Source organism: Vandammella animalimorsus, assembly GCF_002288875.1.
In the GTDB taxonomy this organism is placed as follows: Bacteria; Pseudomonadota; Gammaproteobacteria; order Burkholderiales; family Burkholderiaceae_C; genus Lampropedia; species Lampropedia animalimorsus.
Map to the genome: position 1 here is coordinate 30273 of NZ_NTBH01000013.1, position 16697 is coordinate 46969.

Annotated in this window: 13 protein-coding genes; 10 read left to right on the plus strand and 3 right to left on the minus strand. The window is 67.4% G+C overall.

Annotated elements, in window-relative coordinates:
* The first annotated feature begins 110 nt into the window (after window positions 1-110).
* Window positions 111-338 (plus strand): DUF904 domain-containing protein, encoded by a 228-nt coding sequence (locus CLI93_RS14035; RefSeq protein WP_095542708.1) that lies wholly within the window; start codon window positions 111-113, stop codon window positions 336-338.
* On the plus strand, window positions 335-784 hold the full coding sequence (locus CLI93_RS14040; protein WP_095542707.1) for a cell division protein ZapA: 450 nt from the start codon (window positions 335-337) through the stop codon (window positions 782-784). The genes CLI93_RS14035 and CLI93_RS14040 overlap by 4 nt, the downstream gene beginning before the upstream one ends.
* Before the next feature lie 297 nt (window positions 785-1081).
* Here the strand turns inward: CLI93_RS14040 and CLI93_RS14045 are convergent, their stop codons facing one another.
* Complete coding sequence (locus CLI93_RS14045; protein WP_238945844.1) at window positions 1082-1831, minus strand: uracil-DNA glycosylase; 750 nt, start codon at window positions 1829-1831, stop codon at window positions 1082-1084.
* Between the two features lie 186 nt (window positions 1832-2017).
* On the opposite strand from CLI93_RS14045, the gene purH reads away from it, so the two are divergent.
* Complete coding sequence (gene purH / locus CLI93_RS14050) at window positions 2018-3607, plus strand: bifunctional phosphoribosylaminoimidazolecarboxamide formyltransferase/IMP cyclohydrolase (RefSeq protein ID WP_172424292.1); 1590 nt, start codon at window positions 2018-2020, stop codon at window positions 3605-3607.
* A 122-nt stretch (window positions 3608-3729) separates the two neighbouring features.
* Here the strand turns inward: purH and CLI93_RS14055 are convergent, their stop codons facing one another.
* Together CLI93_RS14055 and gloB are read right to left on the minus strand one after the other, a co-directional pair.
* Window positions 3730-5514: a transglycosylase SLT domain-containing protein gene (locus CLI93_RS14055; protein ID WP_238945843.1), complete on the minus strand. Its 1785-nt coding sequence runs from the start codon at window positions 5512-5514 to the stop codon at window positions 3730-3732.
* A 14-nt stretch (window positions 5515-5528) separates the two neighbouring features.
* Window positions 5529-6383, minus strand: a complete 855-nt coding sequence (gloB, locus tag CLI93_RS14060; protein WP_095996023.1) for a hydroxyacylglutathione hydrolase — start codon at window positions 6381-6383, stop codon at window positions 5529-5531.
* Between the two features lie 4 nt (window positions 6384-6387).
* On the opposite strand from gloB, the gene CLI93_RS14065 reads away from it, so the two are divergent.
* The 7 genes from CLI93_RS14065 to ntrC all read left to right on the plus strand — a co-directional run bounded on the left by CLI93_RS14065 (window position 6388) and on the right by ntrC (window position 16694).
* On the plus strand, window positions 6388-7152 hold the full coding sequence (locus CLI93_RS14065) for a class I SAM-dependent methyltransferase (protein WP_172424362.1): 765 nt from the start codon (window positions 6388-6390) through the stop codon (window positions 7150-7152).
* Window positions 7153-7338: 186 nt separating this feature from the next.
* On the plus strand, window positions 7339-9849 hold the full coding sequence (pgaA, locus tag CLI93_RS14070; protein ID WP_172424361.1) for a poly-beta-1,6 N-acetyl-D-glucosamine export porin PgaA: 2511 nt from the start codon (window positions 7339-7341) through the stop codon (window positions 9847-9849).
* Between the two features lie 125 nt (window positions 9850-9974).
* Window positions 9975-12053: a poly-beta-1,6-N-acetyl-D-glucosamine N-deacetylase PgaB gene (gene pgaB / locus CLI93_RS14075; RefSeq protein WP_172424360.1), complete on the plus strand. Its 2079-nt coding sequence runs from the start codon at window positions 9975-9977 to the stop codon at window positions 12051-12053.
* A complete protein-coding gene (pgaC, locus tag CLI93_RS14080) occupies window positions 12050-13378 on the plus strand; it encodes a poly-beta-1,6-N-acetyl-D-glucosamine synthase (protein ID WP_095543455.1) in 1329 nt (442 codons plus the stop codon). The genes pgaB and pgaC overlap by 4 nt, the downstream gene beginning before the upstream one ends.
* Window positions 13371-14015: a PgaD family protein gene (locus CLI93_RS14085; protein ID WP_095543454.1), complete on the plus strand. Its 645-nt coding sequence runs from the start codon at window positions 13371-13373 to the stop codon at window positions 14013-14015. Before pgaC ends, CLI93_RS14085 begins: the two co-directional genes overlap by 8 nt.
* Before the next feature lie 58 nt (window positions 14016-14073).
* Window positions 14074-15153, plus strand: coding sequence for a nitrogen regulation protein NR(II) (glnL, locus tag CLI93_RS14090; RefSeq protein WP_095543453.1), 1080 nt, complete (start codon window positions 14074-14076; stop codon window positions 15151-15153).
* Between the two features lie 11 nt (window positions 15154-15164).
* Window positions 15165-16694 carry a nitrogen regulation protein NR(I) gene (ntrC, locus tag CLI93_RS14095; protein WP_095996020.1) on the plus strand — a complete coding sequence of 510 codons (1530 nt, stop codon included), beginning with the start codon at window positions 15165-15167 and terminating at the stop codon, window positions 16692-16694.
* Window positions 16695-16697: the final 3 nt, after the last annotated feature.

The following is a 16697-nucleotide window of genomic DNA, read 5'->3' on the forward strand; positions in this document are numbered from 1 at the left end:
TGTCCGAGAGCGGCTGGCTCATCGGCGCGGGCGATTGTAAGAGTGGGCCTGGGCAACTCTGACGCGATCCTGATGGCCTGCGCAGACCCTGGCACTACAATCACCGCCTTATGGAAACGCCCAACGCATTGACCACCCGACTGGCCCAGCAAATCGACCAGCTGCTGGCGCACCTGGACGCCAAGGAAAGCGACAATCTTCGCCTGCGCCAAGAGTTGCACAGCCTGGCGCAAGAGCGCGATGCGCTGCAGGCGCGGTTGCAGACGGCCCGCATCCGGCTCGACGCCCTCCTCGAACGCCTGCCCTCCATCCAAACCGCACTGGAGAGCGGACAATGAATCAGGTTGAAGTCAAGATCCTGCAGCAAAGCTACACACTGGCCTGCAAAGAGGGGCAGGAAGATCGGCTGCACGAAGCCGTGCGTGCCGTGGACTTGGCCATGACGCGCATTCATGACACTGGCAAAGTCCGCGCGCGCGATCGCATTGCAGTTTTGGCAGCCTTGAATTTGGCCTACGAGCTGGCCGATCTGCGCGAGCAACTACAACGGCTGCAAGCCCAGTCGCCGCACGCCATGCCAACGCCGTCGCCCAGCAGTGGCACTGACCACGAAGAAGGCTTGGCTCTGGCGCAATCACAGGCCCTGCAAGCTTTGGTCGGCAAGCTCGATGGCGTTCTAGCCCAACTGGCCACGCCTGCGCAAGCACCAGCGGATGCTGCAACCTCAGGCGAGGCTACAGAGAACAGTAGCGCAACGCCCGATGCCTCGCCCCTGGCCCAATGAGCATGGGTTCCCCCCGCGCCAATTGCCGTAAAATATCTTCGTCTGCTTCACTGCTGGGCTTTATATTTCCTTGAACCAATGCTCATTGAGCTCGGGTTTGGAACATCATCTGGTGAGCGTGATCGTCTCGCGTCAGATGAACCCAACGCCAGGTTGACCGGACCCACCTGATCCTCCGGTTCAGGCTGCCGGTCCAGCGGATCGAAGCAGACACTGTTTTCCCAGCGCTGCCGTGGCACACATGGCAGCGCTTTTTCATGCCTGCGCGCCATAGCGCAAAGCTTTTGAAACAGGCGCTCAAGGCTGTTCCTGGCTGGCAGAAGCCTGATGCTGTCGAAATGCCTTGGCCGCGCTGAAGTGACCGCAGCCGATGAAAGGCCGGGGTGGCCTTGTGGCCGACAGCGGCGAGGGATGATTGGCCAGCAGTACGAGGTGGCCCCGATCGGGCGGGATCAGCGCCTGCTTGGATTGCGCGTGCGCCCCCCACAGCATGAACACCACCGGCCGCGGCCCCTGCGCCACCTGTGCAATCAGCGCGTCGGTCAACACCTCCCAACCCTTGCCGGCATGGCTGGCGGCCTGGCCTTCCTCAACCGTCAGGCAGGTGTTGAGCAACAACACACCATTTCTGGCCCACTGCACCAGACTGCCGCCCGGCTGCGGAAAGGCTGGCGGCGCCACGCCCAGGTCGCGCTGCATTTCCTGGAAGATGTTGCGCAGCGAAGGCGGCAGAGGCACGCCCGGCGCGACGGAAAAGGCCAGGCCCTCTGCCTGGCCGCGCCCGTGGTAAGGGTCCTGCCCAAGAATCACCACGCGCACATCCTGCGGCGCCGTCAGCTCCAGGGCGCGCAGCGGCTGCGGCGGGAAGATGCTGGCGCCCGCATCCAGGCGCTGCTGCAAAAAGGCCAGCAGCGCCTGGCCTTTCGCGCTGCCAAAGAATGCGCTGGTGGCCGGCATCCATTCTGGGGCCACAGGCCAATCCACGGGATCGGCACTGAGCAGTTGATCGGCTGGCAGGTCTGCACTATGGGCTGGGCTTGAATTCACGTTGGCACTCTCCATCACGGGACAGGGGTTGGCCAGCGCCACTCCGACTGCAAGGCACAAGGCGGGCGCTCGCTGGCCATTGAGCTTGCATTGTGCGGCCTGTTGGCGCCACCTCCCGGCAGGGCGCGCCGCCACAGCTCCTACAATGCGCAGCTTTTTCTGCCCCCCATATTGCGTTCGAAGCCCATGACTCTGACTGCCCTGCTCTCCGTCTCTGACAAAACCGGCATTGTGGAATTCGCCCAGGCGCTGCATGCGCAAGGCGTGCGCCTGCTCTCCACCGGCGGCACGGCCAAGCTGCTGGCCGAAAGCGGCCTGCCCGTGACCGAGGTGGCCGAGCTCACGCGCTTTCCCGAGATGCTGGACGGCCGCGTCAAGACCTTGCACCCGGCCGTGCACGGCGGCCTGCTGGCGCGGCGCGACGTGCCCGCGCACATGGCCGCGCTGGCCGAGCATGGCATTGGCACCATCGACCTCGCGGTCATCAACCTCTATCCCTTCGAGGCCACCGTGGCCAAGCCCGGCTGCACGCTGGCCGATGCGATCGAGAACATCGACATCGGCGGCCCGGCCATGGTGCGCAGCGCCGCCAAGAACTGGCAGCACGTGGCCGTGCTGACCGATGCCAGCCAGTACGCCCCCGTGCTGGCCGAGCTGCAGGCCAGCGGCGGCCAGCTCAGCGACAAGACGCGCTTTGGCCTGTCGGTGGCGGCCTTCAACCGCATCGCGCAGTACGACGCGGCCATCAGCGACTACCTCTCGTCCATCGCCTTCGACGAAAGCCAGATCAACGGCACGCCCGCCCGCACGGCGTTCGCGGCGCAAAGCAACCCCGCCTTCATCAAGGTGCAAGACCTGCGCTACGGCGAAAACGCCCACCAGCAGGCCGCGCTGTACCGCGACCCGCAGCCCGTGCCCGGCAGCATCGTCACCGGCCAGCAATTGCAAGGCAAGGAGCTGAGCTACAACAACATCGCCGACGCCGACGCCGCCTGGGAATGCGTCAAGCAATTCGACGCGCCGGCCTGCGTCATCGTCAAGCACGCCAACCCCTGCGGCGTGGCCGTGGGCAAGGATGCGGCCGAGGCCTACGCCAAGGCCTTCCAGACCGACCCAACCAGCGCCTTCGGCGGCATCATCGCGCTCAACCGCCCGCTGGACGGCGCGGCGGCCGAGCAGATCGTCAAGCAATTCGTCGAGGTGCTGATGGCGCCTGCCTTCACGCCCGAGGCGCTGGAAATCTTCAAGCCCAAGACCAATGTGCGCCTGCTCCAAATCGCGCTGCCCGAGGGCGCGCCCACCTGCGCCAACCGGCTGGAATACAAGCGCGTGGGCTCCGGCCTGCTGATCCAGAGCGCCGACGACCACGCGCTGGCGCTGGCCGATTTGAAAGTCGTCACCCAGAAGCAGCCCACGCCCGAGCAGCTGCAAGACCTGCTGTTCGCGTGGAAGGTGGCCAAGTTCGTCAAGAGCAACGCCATCGTGTTCTGCAAGGGCGGCATGACCATGGGTGTTGGCGCAGGCCAGATGAGCCGCCTGGACTCGGCGCGCATCGCCAGCATCAAGGCCGAGCACGCCGGCCTATCGCTGGCGGGCACGGCCGTGGCCAGCGACGCCTTCTTCCCCTTCCGCGACGGGCTGGACGTGGTGATTGACCACGGCGCAACGTGCGTCATCCAGCCCGGCGGCAGCATGCGCGACCAGGAGGTGATCGACGCGGCCAACGAGCGCGGCGTGGCCATGGTCTTCAGCGGCGTGCGCCACTTCCGCCACTGAGCGCCTGCTGCAAGCCAGCCGCCGGCCCACAAAAAACGCCAGCCGTGCATGCGCGCGGCTGGCGTTTTTTGTTTTGTTTTGGCCTGGGCGCGCCCTGCCCCAGCCGCAGTGCCGCCCCTGACTCAGCGGCGCGTGCTTTTGCTTTTGGCCTGGGCGGTCTTGCCTGTGCTGCCCGGCTTAGCGGCGCTGCTGGTCTTGGCCTTGCTGCTGCGCGCCTGGCTGGCCTGGGCCTTGGTGCCTGGCTTGCTGGTCGATGATTTGCCTGCAGCCGCCTTGTTGGCACTGGCGTTCTTGCTCGCGCCAGCGGCCTTGCTGGTGGCTTTGCTGTTTACCTTGCTGGCGGCCTTGCCAGGCGACTTGGCGTTGGCAGCATTGGCCTTGCTGTTCACAGTGCTGTTCGCAGTCTTGCCACCCGTGGCCTTACCGTTCGCGGCCTTGCGGCCATTGCCGTTGCCATTGCTTTTCGCGCTGGCTGCGGCCTTGGCATTGCGCACGCCCAGGGGGGCGGCCTGGTACAGCACCAGCTTCTGACCGGCCTTGAGGCGCGCATTGCGGCCCAGCTGATTCCACTTGTAAAGGTCGCTGACGCTGACTCCATGGCGGCGCGCCACAGCATCCAGGGTATCGCCTTTGCGCACAACAACTGCGCTGCTGCGGCGCAGCGCGGGCTGCGGCCTGGGTGCATGGGCGAGCTTGAGCTGGCCGCTTTGCGCAATCTCGGCGGCCACATCCACCAGCAGCGAGGCCGAGCGCGGCACCAGCAGGGCTGCGCCCGCTTCAATCAGCATGCCCTTGGGGATGCGGTTGACGCTCAAGATGGCCTGCTCGTCGGCGCCGACTTTCTTGGCCACGTCGGCCACTTCCATGCGCTGCGGCGCAGTCCAGACCGTCCAGCTGGCCAGGCGCGCATCGCGCAGCTGGGCCAGGTTGTTCTTGAAGAACTCGGCATTGTCCCAGGGCAGCAGGATTTCCGAGGTGGCCGCAGCAAAAATGACCGGGCCCTTGTGCGCTGGGTTGAGCAGCCGGAAATCCGCCTCGCTGATGCCAGCCAGCTGCGCGGCTCGGGCCACATCGATGTCACGACGGATTTCCACCGATTCGAAATAGGGATGGTTGCCGATATCAGCCAACACGACGTTAAAGCGCTCAGGATCGCGCACGATGTTTTTCAACGCCTGGAACTTGGGCACATACCAGCGCGTTTCCTCGGGCATGCGCAAGTCCAGATAGCCCACGCCCAGGCCCTGGTTCTGGTTTTTTGCCCTGGCCCGCTGCACGCTGCCCTCGCCCCAGTTGTAGGCCGCCAGCGCCAAGTGCCAATCGCCGAACATGCCGTGCAGCTTTTCCAAGTAATCCAGCGCAGCGCGCGTGGAGGCCAGCACATCGCGCCGGTCATCGCGGAAGGCATTCTGGCGCAGCTCGAAATAGGTGCCCGTGGCCGGCATGAACTGCCACATGCCAGCGGCCTTGGCGCTGGAGACGGCACCGGGGTTGTAGGCACTCTCGACGAAAGGCAGCAGCGCCAGCTCAGTGGGCATGCCGCGGCGCTCGAGCTCCTCAACGATGTGAAACAGGTATTTGCGCGAGCGCTCGCTCATGCGCAGCATGGTGTCGGGCCGGCTGGCATACCACTGCTCGCGGTCATGCACCAGCGGCGATTGCAGATCGGGCATGGCAAAGCCCGCGCGCATGCGCTGCCACACGTCGCGCGGCGGCTCCAGGCCATTGACGCGCAAGGACTGCAAGCGGCCATGCTCGATGGGCGAGAGCTCGCCGGACTGCGCCGCTCGCGCCTGCGCTGCGTCATCGCCCAGCGGGGCCTGCACCGTGCTGCAGCCTACCAACACACAGGCCCCTGCCAAGGCCAGCCCAAAGCGCACGCGCGCCCATACCGTTACGAAATTCACACCGCTCACTGTCTTCAGAATTGGTTCTTCCAGGCCCGCAGCAGCGCAAACCACTGCGCATCGTCTTGCGGCGGCGGCTCCTCAACGGGCTGTTGGCCCTGCAGAAAATGCCTCAGAGCCTGGCGCACGGCCGGCTCGCGGCTGCGCAAAAAAGGGTTGATCTGGCGCTCCTGCCCCAGCATGGCCGGCAGCGTGGGCTGACCCTGCGCGCGCAGCGCGCGCGCCTGCTGCAAGGCGGCGGCCAACTGCACATTATCAGGCTCAACCGCTTGTGCAAAGGCCATGTTGGCCAGCGTGTACTCATGGCCGCAGCACAGCAGCGTATCTGCAGGCAGCTGCGCCAGGCGCTGCAGCGAATGCAGCATCTGCTCGGCCGTGCCCTCGAACAGGCGACCACAACCGGCGCAGAACAACGTATCGCCACAAAACAGCATGGGCCGCAGGCCTTCGGCCAAGGGCGCGGCCGGCACGAAGTAGGCCACATGTCCGGCCGTATGGCCTGGCACGGCCAGCACCTGCCAACGCAGCCCCAATAGCTCAACGGCATCGCCATCCTGCACGGGCCGGTTCACGCCAGCAATGGCCTCCGCCGCTGGCCCATACACCGGCAGCGGCGCGCCGTGGCGCACCTGGTGCGCGGCCTGCAGCGCGGCAATGCCGGCCGTGTGATCGGCGTGGTGGTGGGTCACTACAATGGCCTGCAGCACCAAGCCCTGCTGCGCCAGGCAGCGCAACACCGGCTGGGCATCGCCAGGGTCCACCACCACGGCCTGCGCCTGCGGCCCGCGCGGCTCCTGGGCTTCATGCAACAGCCAGATGTAGTTATCGGAAAGCGCCTCGATCGCGCGCCAATGCAGTTGTTTTCCCATGGCCATGCCACAGACCCGTTTCGACGAATGGTTGCAGACAAGCGCCGCCGGCCTGTACGTGCGCCAGTGGCAGCAGTGCCATTATGCGCACGCCGTGCAGGACGTCTTTGGCTACTACGCGCTGCACATCGGCGTGGCCAGCATCGCCGCGCTGCAGACCAGCCGCATTGCGCACACCTGGCGGCTGGCGCCGCAGTGGCCCGGCGGCGACGCAGCGGCCGATCTGTACGCCGCGCCCGAGGCCCTGCCCTTTGCAGACAACCAGCTGGATCTGATCGTCATGCCGCATGGCCTGGAGCTCAGCTGCCAACCCCACGCCGTGCTGCGCGAGGCCACGCGCACTTTGCGCCCGGAAGGTCGGCTCATCATCAGCGGCTTCAACCCGGCGCGATTGCTGCTGGGCGCGCGTGCGCCGCGCCGCGTGCAACCGGCCAGCGCGGCCATTGGCCACCAGCGTCTGCGCGATTGGCTGACGCTGCTGGGCCTGGAGCTGCAGGAGCAGTTCTTCGGCTGCCACATCCCCAACGGCCACCGGCCACAGTGGTATGAGCGCCTGGCATGGATCGACCGCTTGCTGCAAGATCGCCTGCCGGTGTTCAGCGGCGTCTATTTCATCGTGGCCGTCAAAAAAGTGCACGGCGCGCGCTTGATTGGCCCGCAGTGGCGCCCCCAGCCGGCCAGCGCCGCAGCCACGGCGCTGCAACCCACGCCCCGCGCGGCCCAGCCCGAGCTGTTGCCTTCCCGAAAGGCCAAGCCCCCGCCAGTTTGACGACAAACGCAACATTCGCCAGACCATGCAGGCCCAACACAACAGCTTGGGTTCAGCCCGCAAAAGCTTTTGCAGGTATAAACAGTCATTGAGCGACCGCGCCGCATTCCGGCAATGACACTCCGCGCGGCGGTGCCAATCAATAACCGCAGGCCTGGCAGCCACCGCAGCTGCGGCCAATGCCCCATGTCTCGACGAATTCCCTCTCTATCAAGTCGCCTGCTGCGCAGCCTTGCCGCAGCAACGGCGCTGGGCTGCGCCGCCGTGCCCGCACTGGCCGATGCCCACTACGACAGCCTGATCCATCAGGCCCGCGCAGGCCAGACCGCGCCTGCACTGGCGCACTTTGCCGCACAGCCTCCGGGCAACCTCAGCGCTCGGCACGTCAATGACTGGCTTCTCATCAGCGGCTGGGCCGGCCAGGATCAGCAAACCCTGGCCATCTACCAGCAGCACCGCCAGCGCGTGCGGCTCGAGCCCGCCAGCCTGGCCGCCGTGGGGCGCGCCTACCGCAACCTCAAGCACTGGGACATGGCCGCCTCGCTGCTGGATGCGGCCATCCAGCGCGATCCTGAGCACAGCGACTGGTACCTGGCCGCCGCCTACGCACTGGCCGAAGGCGGCCATGCGGTTCAGGCCAGCGCCCAGCTCGATGCCTTTGAACAGCGATTCGCGCAGCAGCGCCTGCCGCTGCTGCTGGCGCGCAGCTACGTGGCCCGCATCACGCAGCAGCCTTATGACGCGCTGCAATACGCCAGCGCCGCCATCGAGCTGGCGCCCGACAACGCCCAGGCGCAAAACCATTACCTGCATGCGCTGCGCGCGGCAGGCATGCCCGAGCGCGCGCTGCAATACCTGACTACCGCCCGCCCTGCCGAGGCCGACGCCGCCCTGGTGCGCAGCCTGCAGGCCGACTACGGCGCCGAGCTGGTGCGCATTGGCGAAGCCGCCAGCGGCACCCACGCCGAAGACCAGGCCCGCAAGCGCCGCACGCTGGACTATTACGCCCAGCTGCTGGCGCAATGGCAGCAGGCGCTGCAGGCCAGCGCGCCTGGCTCGGCCGAGCACCAGGCGTTGCAGCGCGACATCCGCCGCGTGCGCACCGATCGCCTCGTTGCGCTGTGGCAGGCTCGCCAGGCCCAGGCGCTGCTGGACGAATACGCCGCGCTGCAGGCCCAGGATCCAGAGCTGCCGGACTACGCGCTGATGCAGGTTGGCGCAGCCCTGCTCGAAACCCGCCAGCCTGAAGAGGCGCTGCGCATCTACGACGGCATTGCCCAGCGCCGGGCCGCCACCGCCGGCGCGGCCCCGCAACCCCAGGACTTGTTCACGGGTCGGCTTTATGCACGGGTGGAAACCGAGCAGCTTGACGCCGCACGCGCACTGGCACGCCAGCACCTGGCACAGACCTCGCCCGAAAGCCGCATCCCTGGCAACCCCAACCCGCTGCCCAGCTCCGACTGGAGCGCCACGCGGCGCGAGCAGGCCGCCGCCGAGCTGTACGCTGGCCGGCTGCCGCAGGCGCAGGCGCAGTTCGAGGAGCTGATGGCCCTGGGGCCGGGCGACTCGCACACCCACATGGGCCTGGTCAGCACCTACCGCAACCGCGGCTGGCCGCGCCGCGCCGCCGAGGAGCTGAAAATCATCCAGCACACCTCCGGCGATGGGCATGAGTTGGGCCTGCTGCTGGAGCAAGCCGGCGTGGCCCAGGAGCTGCAGGACTGGTCCACGGCCCAGGCCCTGCTGGAGCACGCGCAGCAGCGCTACCCAGAGGAGCCGCGCGTGCAGCGCGCCCTGCGCCAGTGGCAGGTGGCGCGCATGCCCATGGTGCAATTCAACGCCGAATACCGCGACTCGGACAGCCCCACTGCCATCGGCGAAGGCGCCACCCGCTACGCCCTGCTGGGCTATTCGGCGCCGCTGCACGAGCGCTGGCGCCTGTTTGCCGCCGCGCGCCACAGCAGCGGCAACTACCTGGAAGGCAAGGGCCGCTACCACCAGCTGGCCGCTGGCGCCCAATGGCACTGGCGTGATACCCAGGCCGAGTTCGAGCTCTCCGCTCTGCGCGCTGCGCAACGCACCCACGCTGGCCTGCGCCTGACCGCGCGCCACGACCTGGACGACCATTGGCAGCTGCAGGGCCGCGCTGCGCGCAACAGCATCGAGACGCCGCTGCGCGCGCTGCGCGCGGGCATTACCGCCGATGAACTGGCCCTGGGCCTGCAATGGCGCGCGCACGAAAGTACCCGCCTGGGCCTGACGGCCGAGGCCATGGACTTCAGCGACGGCAACCGCCGCACCAGCTATTTCATCGACGGCCAGCAGCGCCTGTTCACTGCCGCGCACCTGCAACTCGATGCCGGGCTGGAGCTCTCGCACAGCCGCAACACCCGCCCAGGCCAAGGGCCTTACTTCGCCCCGCAGCGCGACTGGAGCATCCTGCCTGGCCTGACGGCCTACCACATCCTGCACCGGCGCTATGAACAGGTCTGGCGTCACGAGCTGCACCTGGCTGCCGGGCGCTACAGCCAGCACGGCTTTGGCAGCGGCGGGTATCAACGTCTGCGCTATGGCCAGCAATGGAAGTGGAACGACACCACCTCGCTGGACTGGAACACCGGCCTGAGCTGGCGCCCTTATGACGGCGTGCGCGAGCGAGCGCTGTATTTCAACATCGGCTTCTCGCACCGGTTCTGACGCGGGCCGCCCAAGCCCACGCAAGTGGCATCCGCTTAACTCCAGAGCAGGCAGCAACCTGGCGTTGCCTGCCCCTACCCTTTGTATCGACTGCCATGTTCTGTTTTGCCCCGACCCCACCTGCCATGCGTCTTGCCGTGAGGGCTACTGGCTTGCGCTGGCTCGGCGCCGCAGCCGTCTTCGCACTGCTGGCTCTGGCCGCAATGCTGCTGCCAGCGCAGCGGGCCCATGCGGGCGAGCCGGTGTTCAGCGCCGTGCAAAGCCGCCCATTGCCCGCGCGCGAGCAGCCCTGGCCGCACAACAGCTTCATCGTGCTGTCCTACCACGATGTGGATGACATCCAGGCCGACCAGCGCTTTCTGGCCGTGACCACGCACAAGCTCGTGGCCGAGCTGGCCTGGCTGCGCGAAAACGGCTACCAGGCCGTATCCGTGCAGCAAATCCTCGATGCGCACGAGGGCAAGACGCCGCTGCCGCCCAAGGCCATCTTGCTGACTTTTGACGACGGCTACCGCAGCTTCTACACCCGCGTCTTCCCGCTGCTCAAGAGCTACCAATGGCCCGCCCTGCTGGCCCCGGTTGGGCACTGGGTCGGCGCGCCCGATACACAGCCGGAGATCGACTTCGGCGGCCTGAACGTGCCGCGCAAACACTTCAGCAACTGGGAAGAAATCCGCGAAATGCACGCCAGCGGCCTGGTGGAGATCGCCGCGCACACGCAGAACCTGCATTTCGGCCATGTGGCCAACCCGCAGGGCAACACCCAGCCAGCGGCAGCCACCCTGCGCTACGACCCGAGCCGCCAACGCTATGAAACCCCGGCCGAGTTCGAGCAGCGCCTAGATGCCGACATCCGCGCCATCAGCCGCAACATCGAAGCCGCCACCGGCCAGGCCCCGCGCGCCTGGGTCTGGCCTTACGGCGCCATGAATGGCAAGGCCTGGGCGCTGGCCAAGGCCCAGGGCTACCGTCTTTCATTCAGCCTTGATGAAGGGCTGGCCCATGCCAGCCAGCTCGACAACATCCCGCGCTTTCTGGTGGGCGAGGACCAGAGCCTGGAGCAGTTCGCCTCGGCCATCGTCAACATCCAGCAGCGCAGCCCGCAGCGCATCACCCACGTCGATCTGGACTACATCTACGACCCCGACCCCGCCCAGCAGGAGAAAAACCTCAGCCAGCTGGTGCAACGCATCCACGACCTGCGCATCACCACCGTATACCTGCAGGCCTTTGCCGACCCCGAAGGCGACGGGCTGGTGCGCTCCGTGTACTTCCCCAATCGCGTGCTGCCCATGCGCGCCGACCTGTTCAACCGCGTGGCCTGGCAGCTGCGCTCGCGCGCCGGGGTCAAGGTCTTTGCCTGGATGCCAGTGCTGAGCTTCAACCTGGACAGCAGCTACCCGCGCATCGCCCGCGCCGAGCCGCCGCAGCCCGACCAGCTGCAGGGCAAGACGCCGCCGCCGCACGACAGCGGGCAGGACTACCCGCGCCTGTCGCTGTTCGATCCGCGCGTGCGCCAGGCCATCCAGACCCTGTATGCCGATCTGGCCTGGCACGCGCCCTTCTCCGGCATCGTGTTCCACGACGACGCGCTGCTGCGCGAGGATGAGGACGTGAGCGCGCCGGCGCTGGCGGCCTACCGCGCCGCCGGCTTCGAAGGCCCCTTCCCCAAGACCGATGCCTCGCAGCCCGAGCAGCAGCGCTGGATGCGCTTCAAGACCAAGGCCTTGACCGACTTCACGCTGGAGCTGATGCACACCGTGCGCGCCATCCGCGGCGCTGGCGTGCAAAGCGCGCGCAACCTCTACGTCAATACCCTGCTGCAGCCCGAGAGCGAGCGCTGGTTCGCGCAAAACTACCAGCAGGCTCTGTCCGCCTACGACTGGGTCGCGCCGATGGTCATGCCACTGATGGAGCAGGTGCCCGAGGCGAAAATCCTGCCCTGGCTGGATCAGGTCGTGGCCAGCGCCGCCCGCATCCCAGGCGCGTTGGACAAAACCATCTTTGAAATCCAGAGCGTGGACTGGCGCAAAAGCGGCGCCGAGCGCGCCATCGCCCCCGAGCGGCTGGCGCAATGGCTGCGCCGCCTGAGCATGCAGGGCGCGCAGCACCTGGGCTACTACCCCGACGACTTCATCGGCGAGCACCCGCCGCAGGGCATGCTGCGCCGCCACTTCTCGCTGTACTGGTTCCCCGCGCCATGAATCGCCGCAGTCTGACCATCCCCGCGCTGCTGGCCATGCTGCTGGGCCCGCTGCTGGCCGCCTGGCTCTTCAGCCTGGAGGCCGTGCTCAGCTTCGTGCTCTATTACCCGCTGTTCATGTCCTGCATCTGGGTCTCCGGCGGGCTGCTGTTCTGGTGGCGTTGGGAGCGCCACTGGCCCTGGGGCGAGCGCATGCCGCCCCCGCAGCTGCCGGGCAACCCGCTCATCTCCATCATCGTGCCCTGCTTCAACGAAGAGCAGCATGTGCGCGACACCATCGGCGCGGCGCTGACGCAGCGCTACCGCCACATCGAAGTCATCGCCGTCAACGACGGCTCCAAGGACGGCACGGCCCGCATCCTCAACGAAATGGCAGCGCTCAACCCCAAGCTGCGCGTCATCCACCTGGCGCGCAACCAGGGCAAGGCCATCGCGCTGCAAATGGGCGCACTGGCCGCGCGCAGCGAATACCTGGTCTGCATCGACGGCGACGCCATGCTGGCCGCCGACAGCGCCGCCTACATGGTCGCGCCCATGCTGCACCTGGCGCACGTGGGCGCCGTCACCGGCAACCCGCGCATCCGCACGCGCAGCACCCTCATCGGCCGCATCCAGGTGGGCGAGTTCTCCTCCATCATCGGCCTGATCAAGCGCACGCAGCGCATCTACGGTCGCATCTTCACCGTCTCCGGCGTGGCTGCGGCCTTCCGCAAGCGCGCCCTGCACCAGGCCGGCTACTGGAGCAGCAACATGATCACCGAGGACATCGACATCAGCTGGAAGCTGCAAATGAGCGGCTGGAGCACCTTCTACGAGCCGCGCGCGCTGTGCTGGATCCTCATGCCCGAAACCATCAAGGGCCTGTGGCGCCAGCGCCTGCGCTGGGCACAGGGCGGCGCCGAAGTGTTCATCAAGAACCTGCCTGTGCTGGCGCAGTGGAAACACCGCCACATGTGGGGCCTGGCCGCCGAGTTTGCCTTGTCCACCTTCTGGGCCTTCTGCCTGTTCTACACCCTGCTGTTCCAAATCGTGGACTGGCTGCTGCCCCTGCCGGCCAGCTGGCACCACCCGGCGCTGGCACCCACGGCCTTCACCGGCGTCATCCTGGCGCTGGCCTGCCTGATCCAGATGCTGGTCAGCCTGCTGATCGAGCGCCGCTACGAACGCGGCCACGGCGGCACGCTGATCTGGACCGTCTGGTACCCGGCCGCGTTCTGGCTGATCGGCTTTCTCACCTCCCTGGCCAGCTACCCCAAGGTCATGCTGCGCAAAAGCCAAAGGCGCGCCCGCTGGACCAGCCCCGACAGGGGGATTGCCCATGGCTGAAAGCCGCCGCCACAAGCACTACCGCAACCTGCCGCCGGCCATCGGCCCGGCAGCGCTGCCACCGTACCTGACGCACCAGCGCCTGGTGCTGCAACCGGACACGCGCTCGCCGCGCTATGCCATCGAAACCCTCATCACCTTGCTGATCTGGGCCGGGCTGATCTACGCCACCGTGCTCTATATCGGCGGCCACCCCGAGAAAGAGCACGGCGGCTGGCTGAGCATGCTGGCGCACCTGTTGCGCAGCATGGGCATCATCGCCCTGGTCTACAGCGCCCTGCTGCTGCTGGATCTGTTCATCATGGCGCTGTGGGCCAGCCTGATCCGCCTGCTGGGCGCGCGCTCGAAAAAGAACGCCCAAGAACTTGAAGAGCGACGCCTGATGCGCGCCTTTGAAGTCTCGCGCACCATGTTCGACCGCCTGCAGCAATCCAACGTGGTGACCATCTTCCACGACGAGCTGGGCGACATCGAATCCATCCGTGCCGGCCACCACGTGCTGGGCGAGGAGGACGGCCTGTCACAACTGCCGCCCGAATCCTTCCTGCCCACGGCCTGGAACAGCCTGCTGCCCGAAGAAGAACTGCACAGCACCTACCACCTGCCAGGCCAGGAGCTGCCCATCGGCATGCGCTGAGTCTGCCCTCGTCCCCAAGCACTGTGGGCCCGCAAAGATCCATCACCCGCCCTTCGACATGCCCTCATCTGCCCCTCGCTCCCGCATCGGGCGCTTTCAAGCCTTCGACGCCCTGGCCACGCTGCTGGCCGTGGTCGATGGCAACGGCCGGGTGCTGTTCGTCAACGCCGCGCTGGAAGATACGCTGCACCTCTCGCGTCAGCACCTGGTGGGGCAACCGGTGTTTCATCTCGCTGGCGATGCGGCGGCGCTGCGCGGCGCGCTGCAAGGGGTGGCACAGCAGGCGTTCGCCTCGCTGCGCTACGACGATGAGCTGCACGGCCCCGGCGGCGAAGCCTTGCCGGTGCACGTGACCATCTCCGCAGGCGAGTGCGAGGGGGAGTTTCTGCTCGAATGCCTGCCGCGCGCCCAGCAAGCGCGGCAGGACCACGAGGAGCGTCTGCTGGACCAGACGCAAGCCAGCAAGGAGCTGCTGCGCAACCTGGCGCATGAGGTGAAGAACCCGCTGGGTGGCATTCGCGGCGCGGCACAGCTGCTGGAGATGGAAACAAACCACGACCCCAGCCTGCGCGAGTACACCCAGGTCATCATCCACGAGTGCGACCGCCTGCAAGCGCTGGTGGACCGCCTGCTGGAGCCGCACCGCCACCGCCAGCGGCTGGCGCCCGTCAACATCCACGAAGTATGCGAGCGCGTGCGCGCCCTGGTGCTGGCCGAGTTTGCCCAGGGGCTGCGGCTGGAGCGCGATTACGACATCTCCATCCCGCCCCTGCATGGCGACCGCGAACAGCTCATCCAGGCCGTGCTCAACATCACGCGCAATGCCGCGCAGGCGCTGGCCGCGCGCCGCGCGGCAGGCGATGCGCTGATTCGCTTCAAAACCCGCGTGGCACGGCAAATCACCATCGGCAAAACCCGCCACCGGCTGGCCCTGCGGCTGCACATCATCGACAACGGCCCCGGTGTGCCCGAGGCCATTCGCGGCCGGGTGTTCCTGCCCCTGGTCTCGGGCCGCGACGATGGCACCGGCCTGGGCCTGGCGCTGGCGCAAACCTTCGTGCAACAGCACGGTGGCCTGATCGAGCTGCACAGCCAGCCCGGGCAGACCGATTTCTGCCTTCTCCTTCCCCTGCCCTGACACCCCGGCCCATGACCGCCCACGCTGCCACTGCCCCGCCCTCCGTCTGGATCGTGGACGACGATCCCTCCATCCGCTTCGTGCTGGAAAAAGCGCTGGCGCGCGAGCGCGTGCCCACGCGCAGCTTCAGCCATGCAGGCGAGGCGCTTCAGGCGCTGACCCAGGCCGCCAAGGACGCGACCGGCCAGGCGCCGCAGGCGCTGGTCAGCGACATCCGCATGCCCGGCGGCTCCGGGCTGGAGCTGCTGGCGCAGATCAAGGCCCGGCTGCCCGGCCTGCCGGTCATCATCATGACCGCCTATTCCGATCTGGAAAGCGCCGTGGCGGCCTTTCAGGGCGGCGCATTCGAATACCTGCCCAAGCCCTTCGACGTGCCGCAGGCCGTGGCGCTGATCCGCCGCGCCATGCAGAAAAACCCGCACCCCCCGCAAACCCAGCCGCCCGCCCCCGCCGCGCCTGAAATGCTGGGCCAGGCCAGCGCCATGCAAGAAGTGTTTCGCGCCATTGGCCGTCTCTCGGCCAGCCATGCCACGGTGCTCATCACCGGCGAATCGGGCAGCGGCAAGGAGCTGGTGGCGCGCGCACTGCACCGGCACTCGCCGCGCGCGGACGGCCCCTTTATCGCCATCAACACCGCCGCCATCCCCAAAGATTTGCTGGAAAGCGAGCTATTCGGCCACGAGCGCGGCGCCTTCACCGGCGCGCAGGCCCTGCGGCGAGGACATTTCGAGCAGGCCGAGGGCGGCACGCTGTTTCTGGACGAGATCGGCGACATGCCATTGGAGCTGCAAACGCGCCTGCTGCGCGTGCTCTCTGACGGGCACTTCTACCGCGTGGGCGGGCACAGCCCCATCAAGGCCCAGGCGCGCGTCATCGCCGCCACGCACCAGAGCCTGGAGCAGCGCGTGGCCGCCGGCGCCTTCCGCGCCGACTTGTTCCACCGTCTCAACGTCATCCGCCTGCGCCTGCCGCCGCTGCGCGAACGCCGCGAAGACATCGCCCCGCTGGCGCAGCACTTTCTGCGCGCCAGCGCCCAGCAACTGGGCATGGAAGCCAAGCGCCTGAGCCCAGGCGCGCTGCGGCAGCTGGAGAGCTTCGACTTCCCCGGCAACGTGCGCCAGCTGGAAAACATCTGCCACTGGCTCAGCGTCATGGCCCCCGCCACCGTCATCGAAGCCAAGGACTTGCCGCCCGAGGTGCTGGCAGCGCAGGCGACGCCGCTGGCGCAGCCAACGCCCGAGTCCGCCCATGCCCTGCCATCGGGCAACGGCAGCAACACTGCCACCAACGCTGGCAGCGCTGCCAGCGCCCCCCATGAAACGGCCTGGGAGCAAGCCCTGCACGGCCATGCCCTGGCCCTGCTGGCCCAGGGCCAGCCCAATGTCTGGGAACAGCTCATGCACCGCGCAGAAGCGCAACTGCTGCGCGCCGCCCTGTCCAGCACCCAGGGACGCCGCATCGAAGCCGCGCAACGCCTGGGCATTGGCCGCAACACCCTCACCCGCAAGCTCCAGGCGCTGGGGCTGGATGACGGCAGCTGATCC

Excerpts from the sequence above, each read along its gene's own strand:
- CLI93_RS14035 (WP_095542708.1), top strand. The coding sequence starts at position 111 with ATGGAAACGCCCAACGCATTGACCACCCGACTGGCCCAGCAAATCGAC.
- CLI93_RS14040 (WP_095542707.1), top strand. The coding sequence starts at position 335 with ATGAATCAGGTTGAAGTCAAGATCCTGCAGCAAAGCTACACACTGGCC.
- purH (WP_172424292.1), top strand. The coding sequence starts at position 2,018 with ATGACTCTGACTGCCCTGCTCTCCGTCTCTGACAAAACCGGCATTGTG.
- gloB (WP_095996023.1), bottom strand. The coding sequence starts at position 6,383 with ATGGGAAAACAACTGCATTGGCGCGCGATCGAGGCGCTTTCCGATAAC.
- CLI93_RS14065 (WP_172424362.1), top strand. The coding sequence starts at position 6,388 with ATGCCACAGACCCGTTTCGACGAATGGTTGCAGACAAGCGCCGCCGGC.
- pgaA (WP_172424361.1), top strand. The coding sequence starts at position 7,339 with ATGTCTCGACGAATTCCCTCTCTATCAAGTCGCCTGCTGCGCAGCCTT.
- pgaB (WP_172424360.1), top strand. The coding sequence starts at position 9,975 with ATGCGTCTTGCCGTGAGGGCTACTGGCTTGCGCTGGCTCGGCGCCGCA.
- pgaC (WP_095543455.1), top strand. The coding sequence starts at position 12,050 with ATGAATCGCCGCAGTCTGACCATCCCCGCGCTGCTGGCCATGCTGCTG.
- CLI93_RS14085 (WP_095543454.1), top strand. The coding sequence starts at position 13,371 with ATGGCTGAAAGCCGCCGCCACAAGCACTACCGCAACCTGCCGCCGGCC.
- glnL (WP_095543453.1), top strand. The coding sequence starts at position 14,074 with ATGCCCTCATCTGCCCCTCGCTCCCGCATCGGGCGCTTTCAAGCCTTC.
- ntrC (WP_095996020.1), top strand. The coding sequence starts at position 15,165 with ATGACCGCCCACGCTGCCACTGCCCCGCCCTCCGTCTGGATCGTGGAC.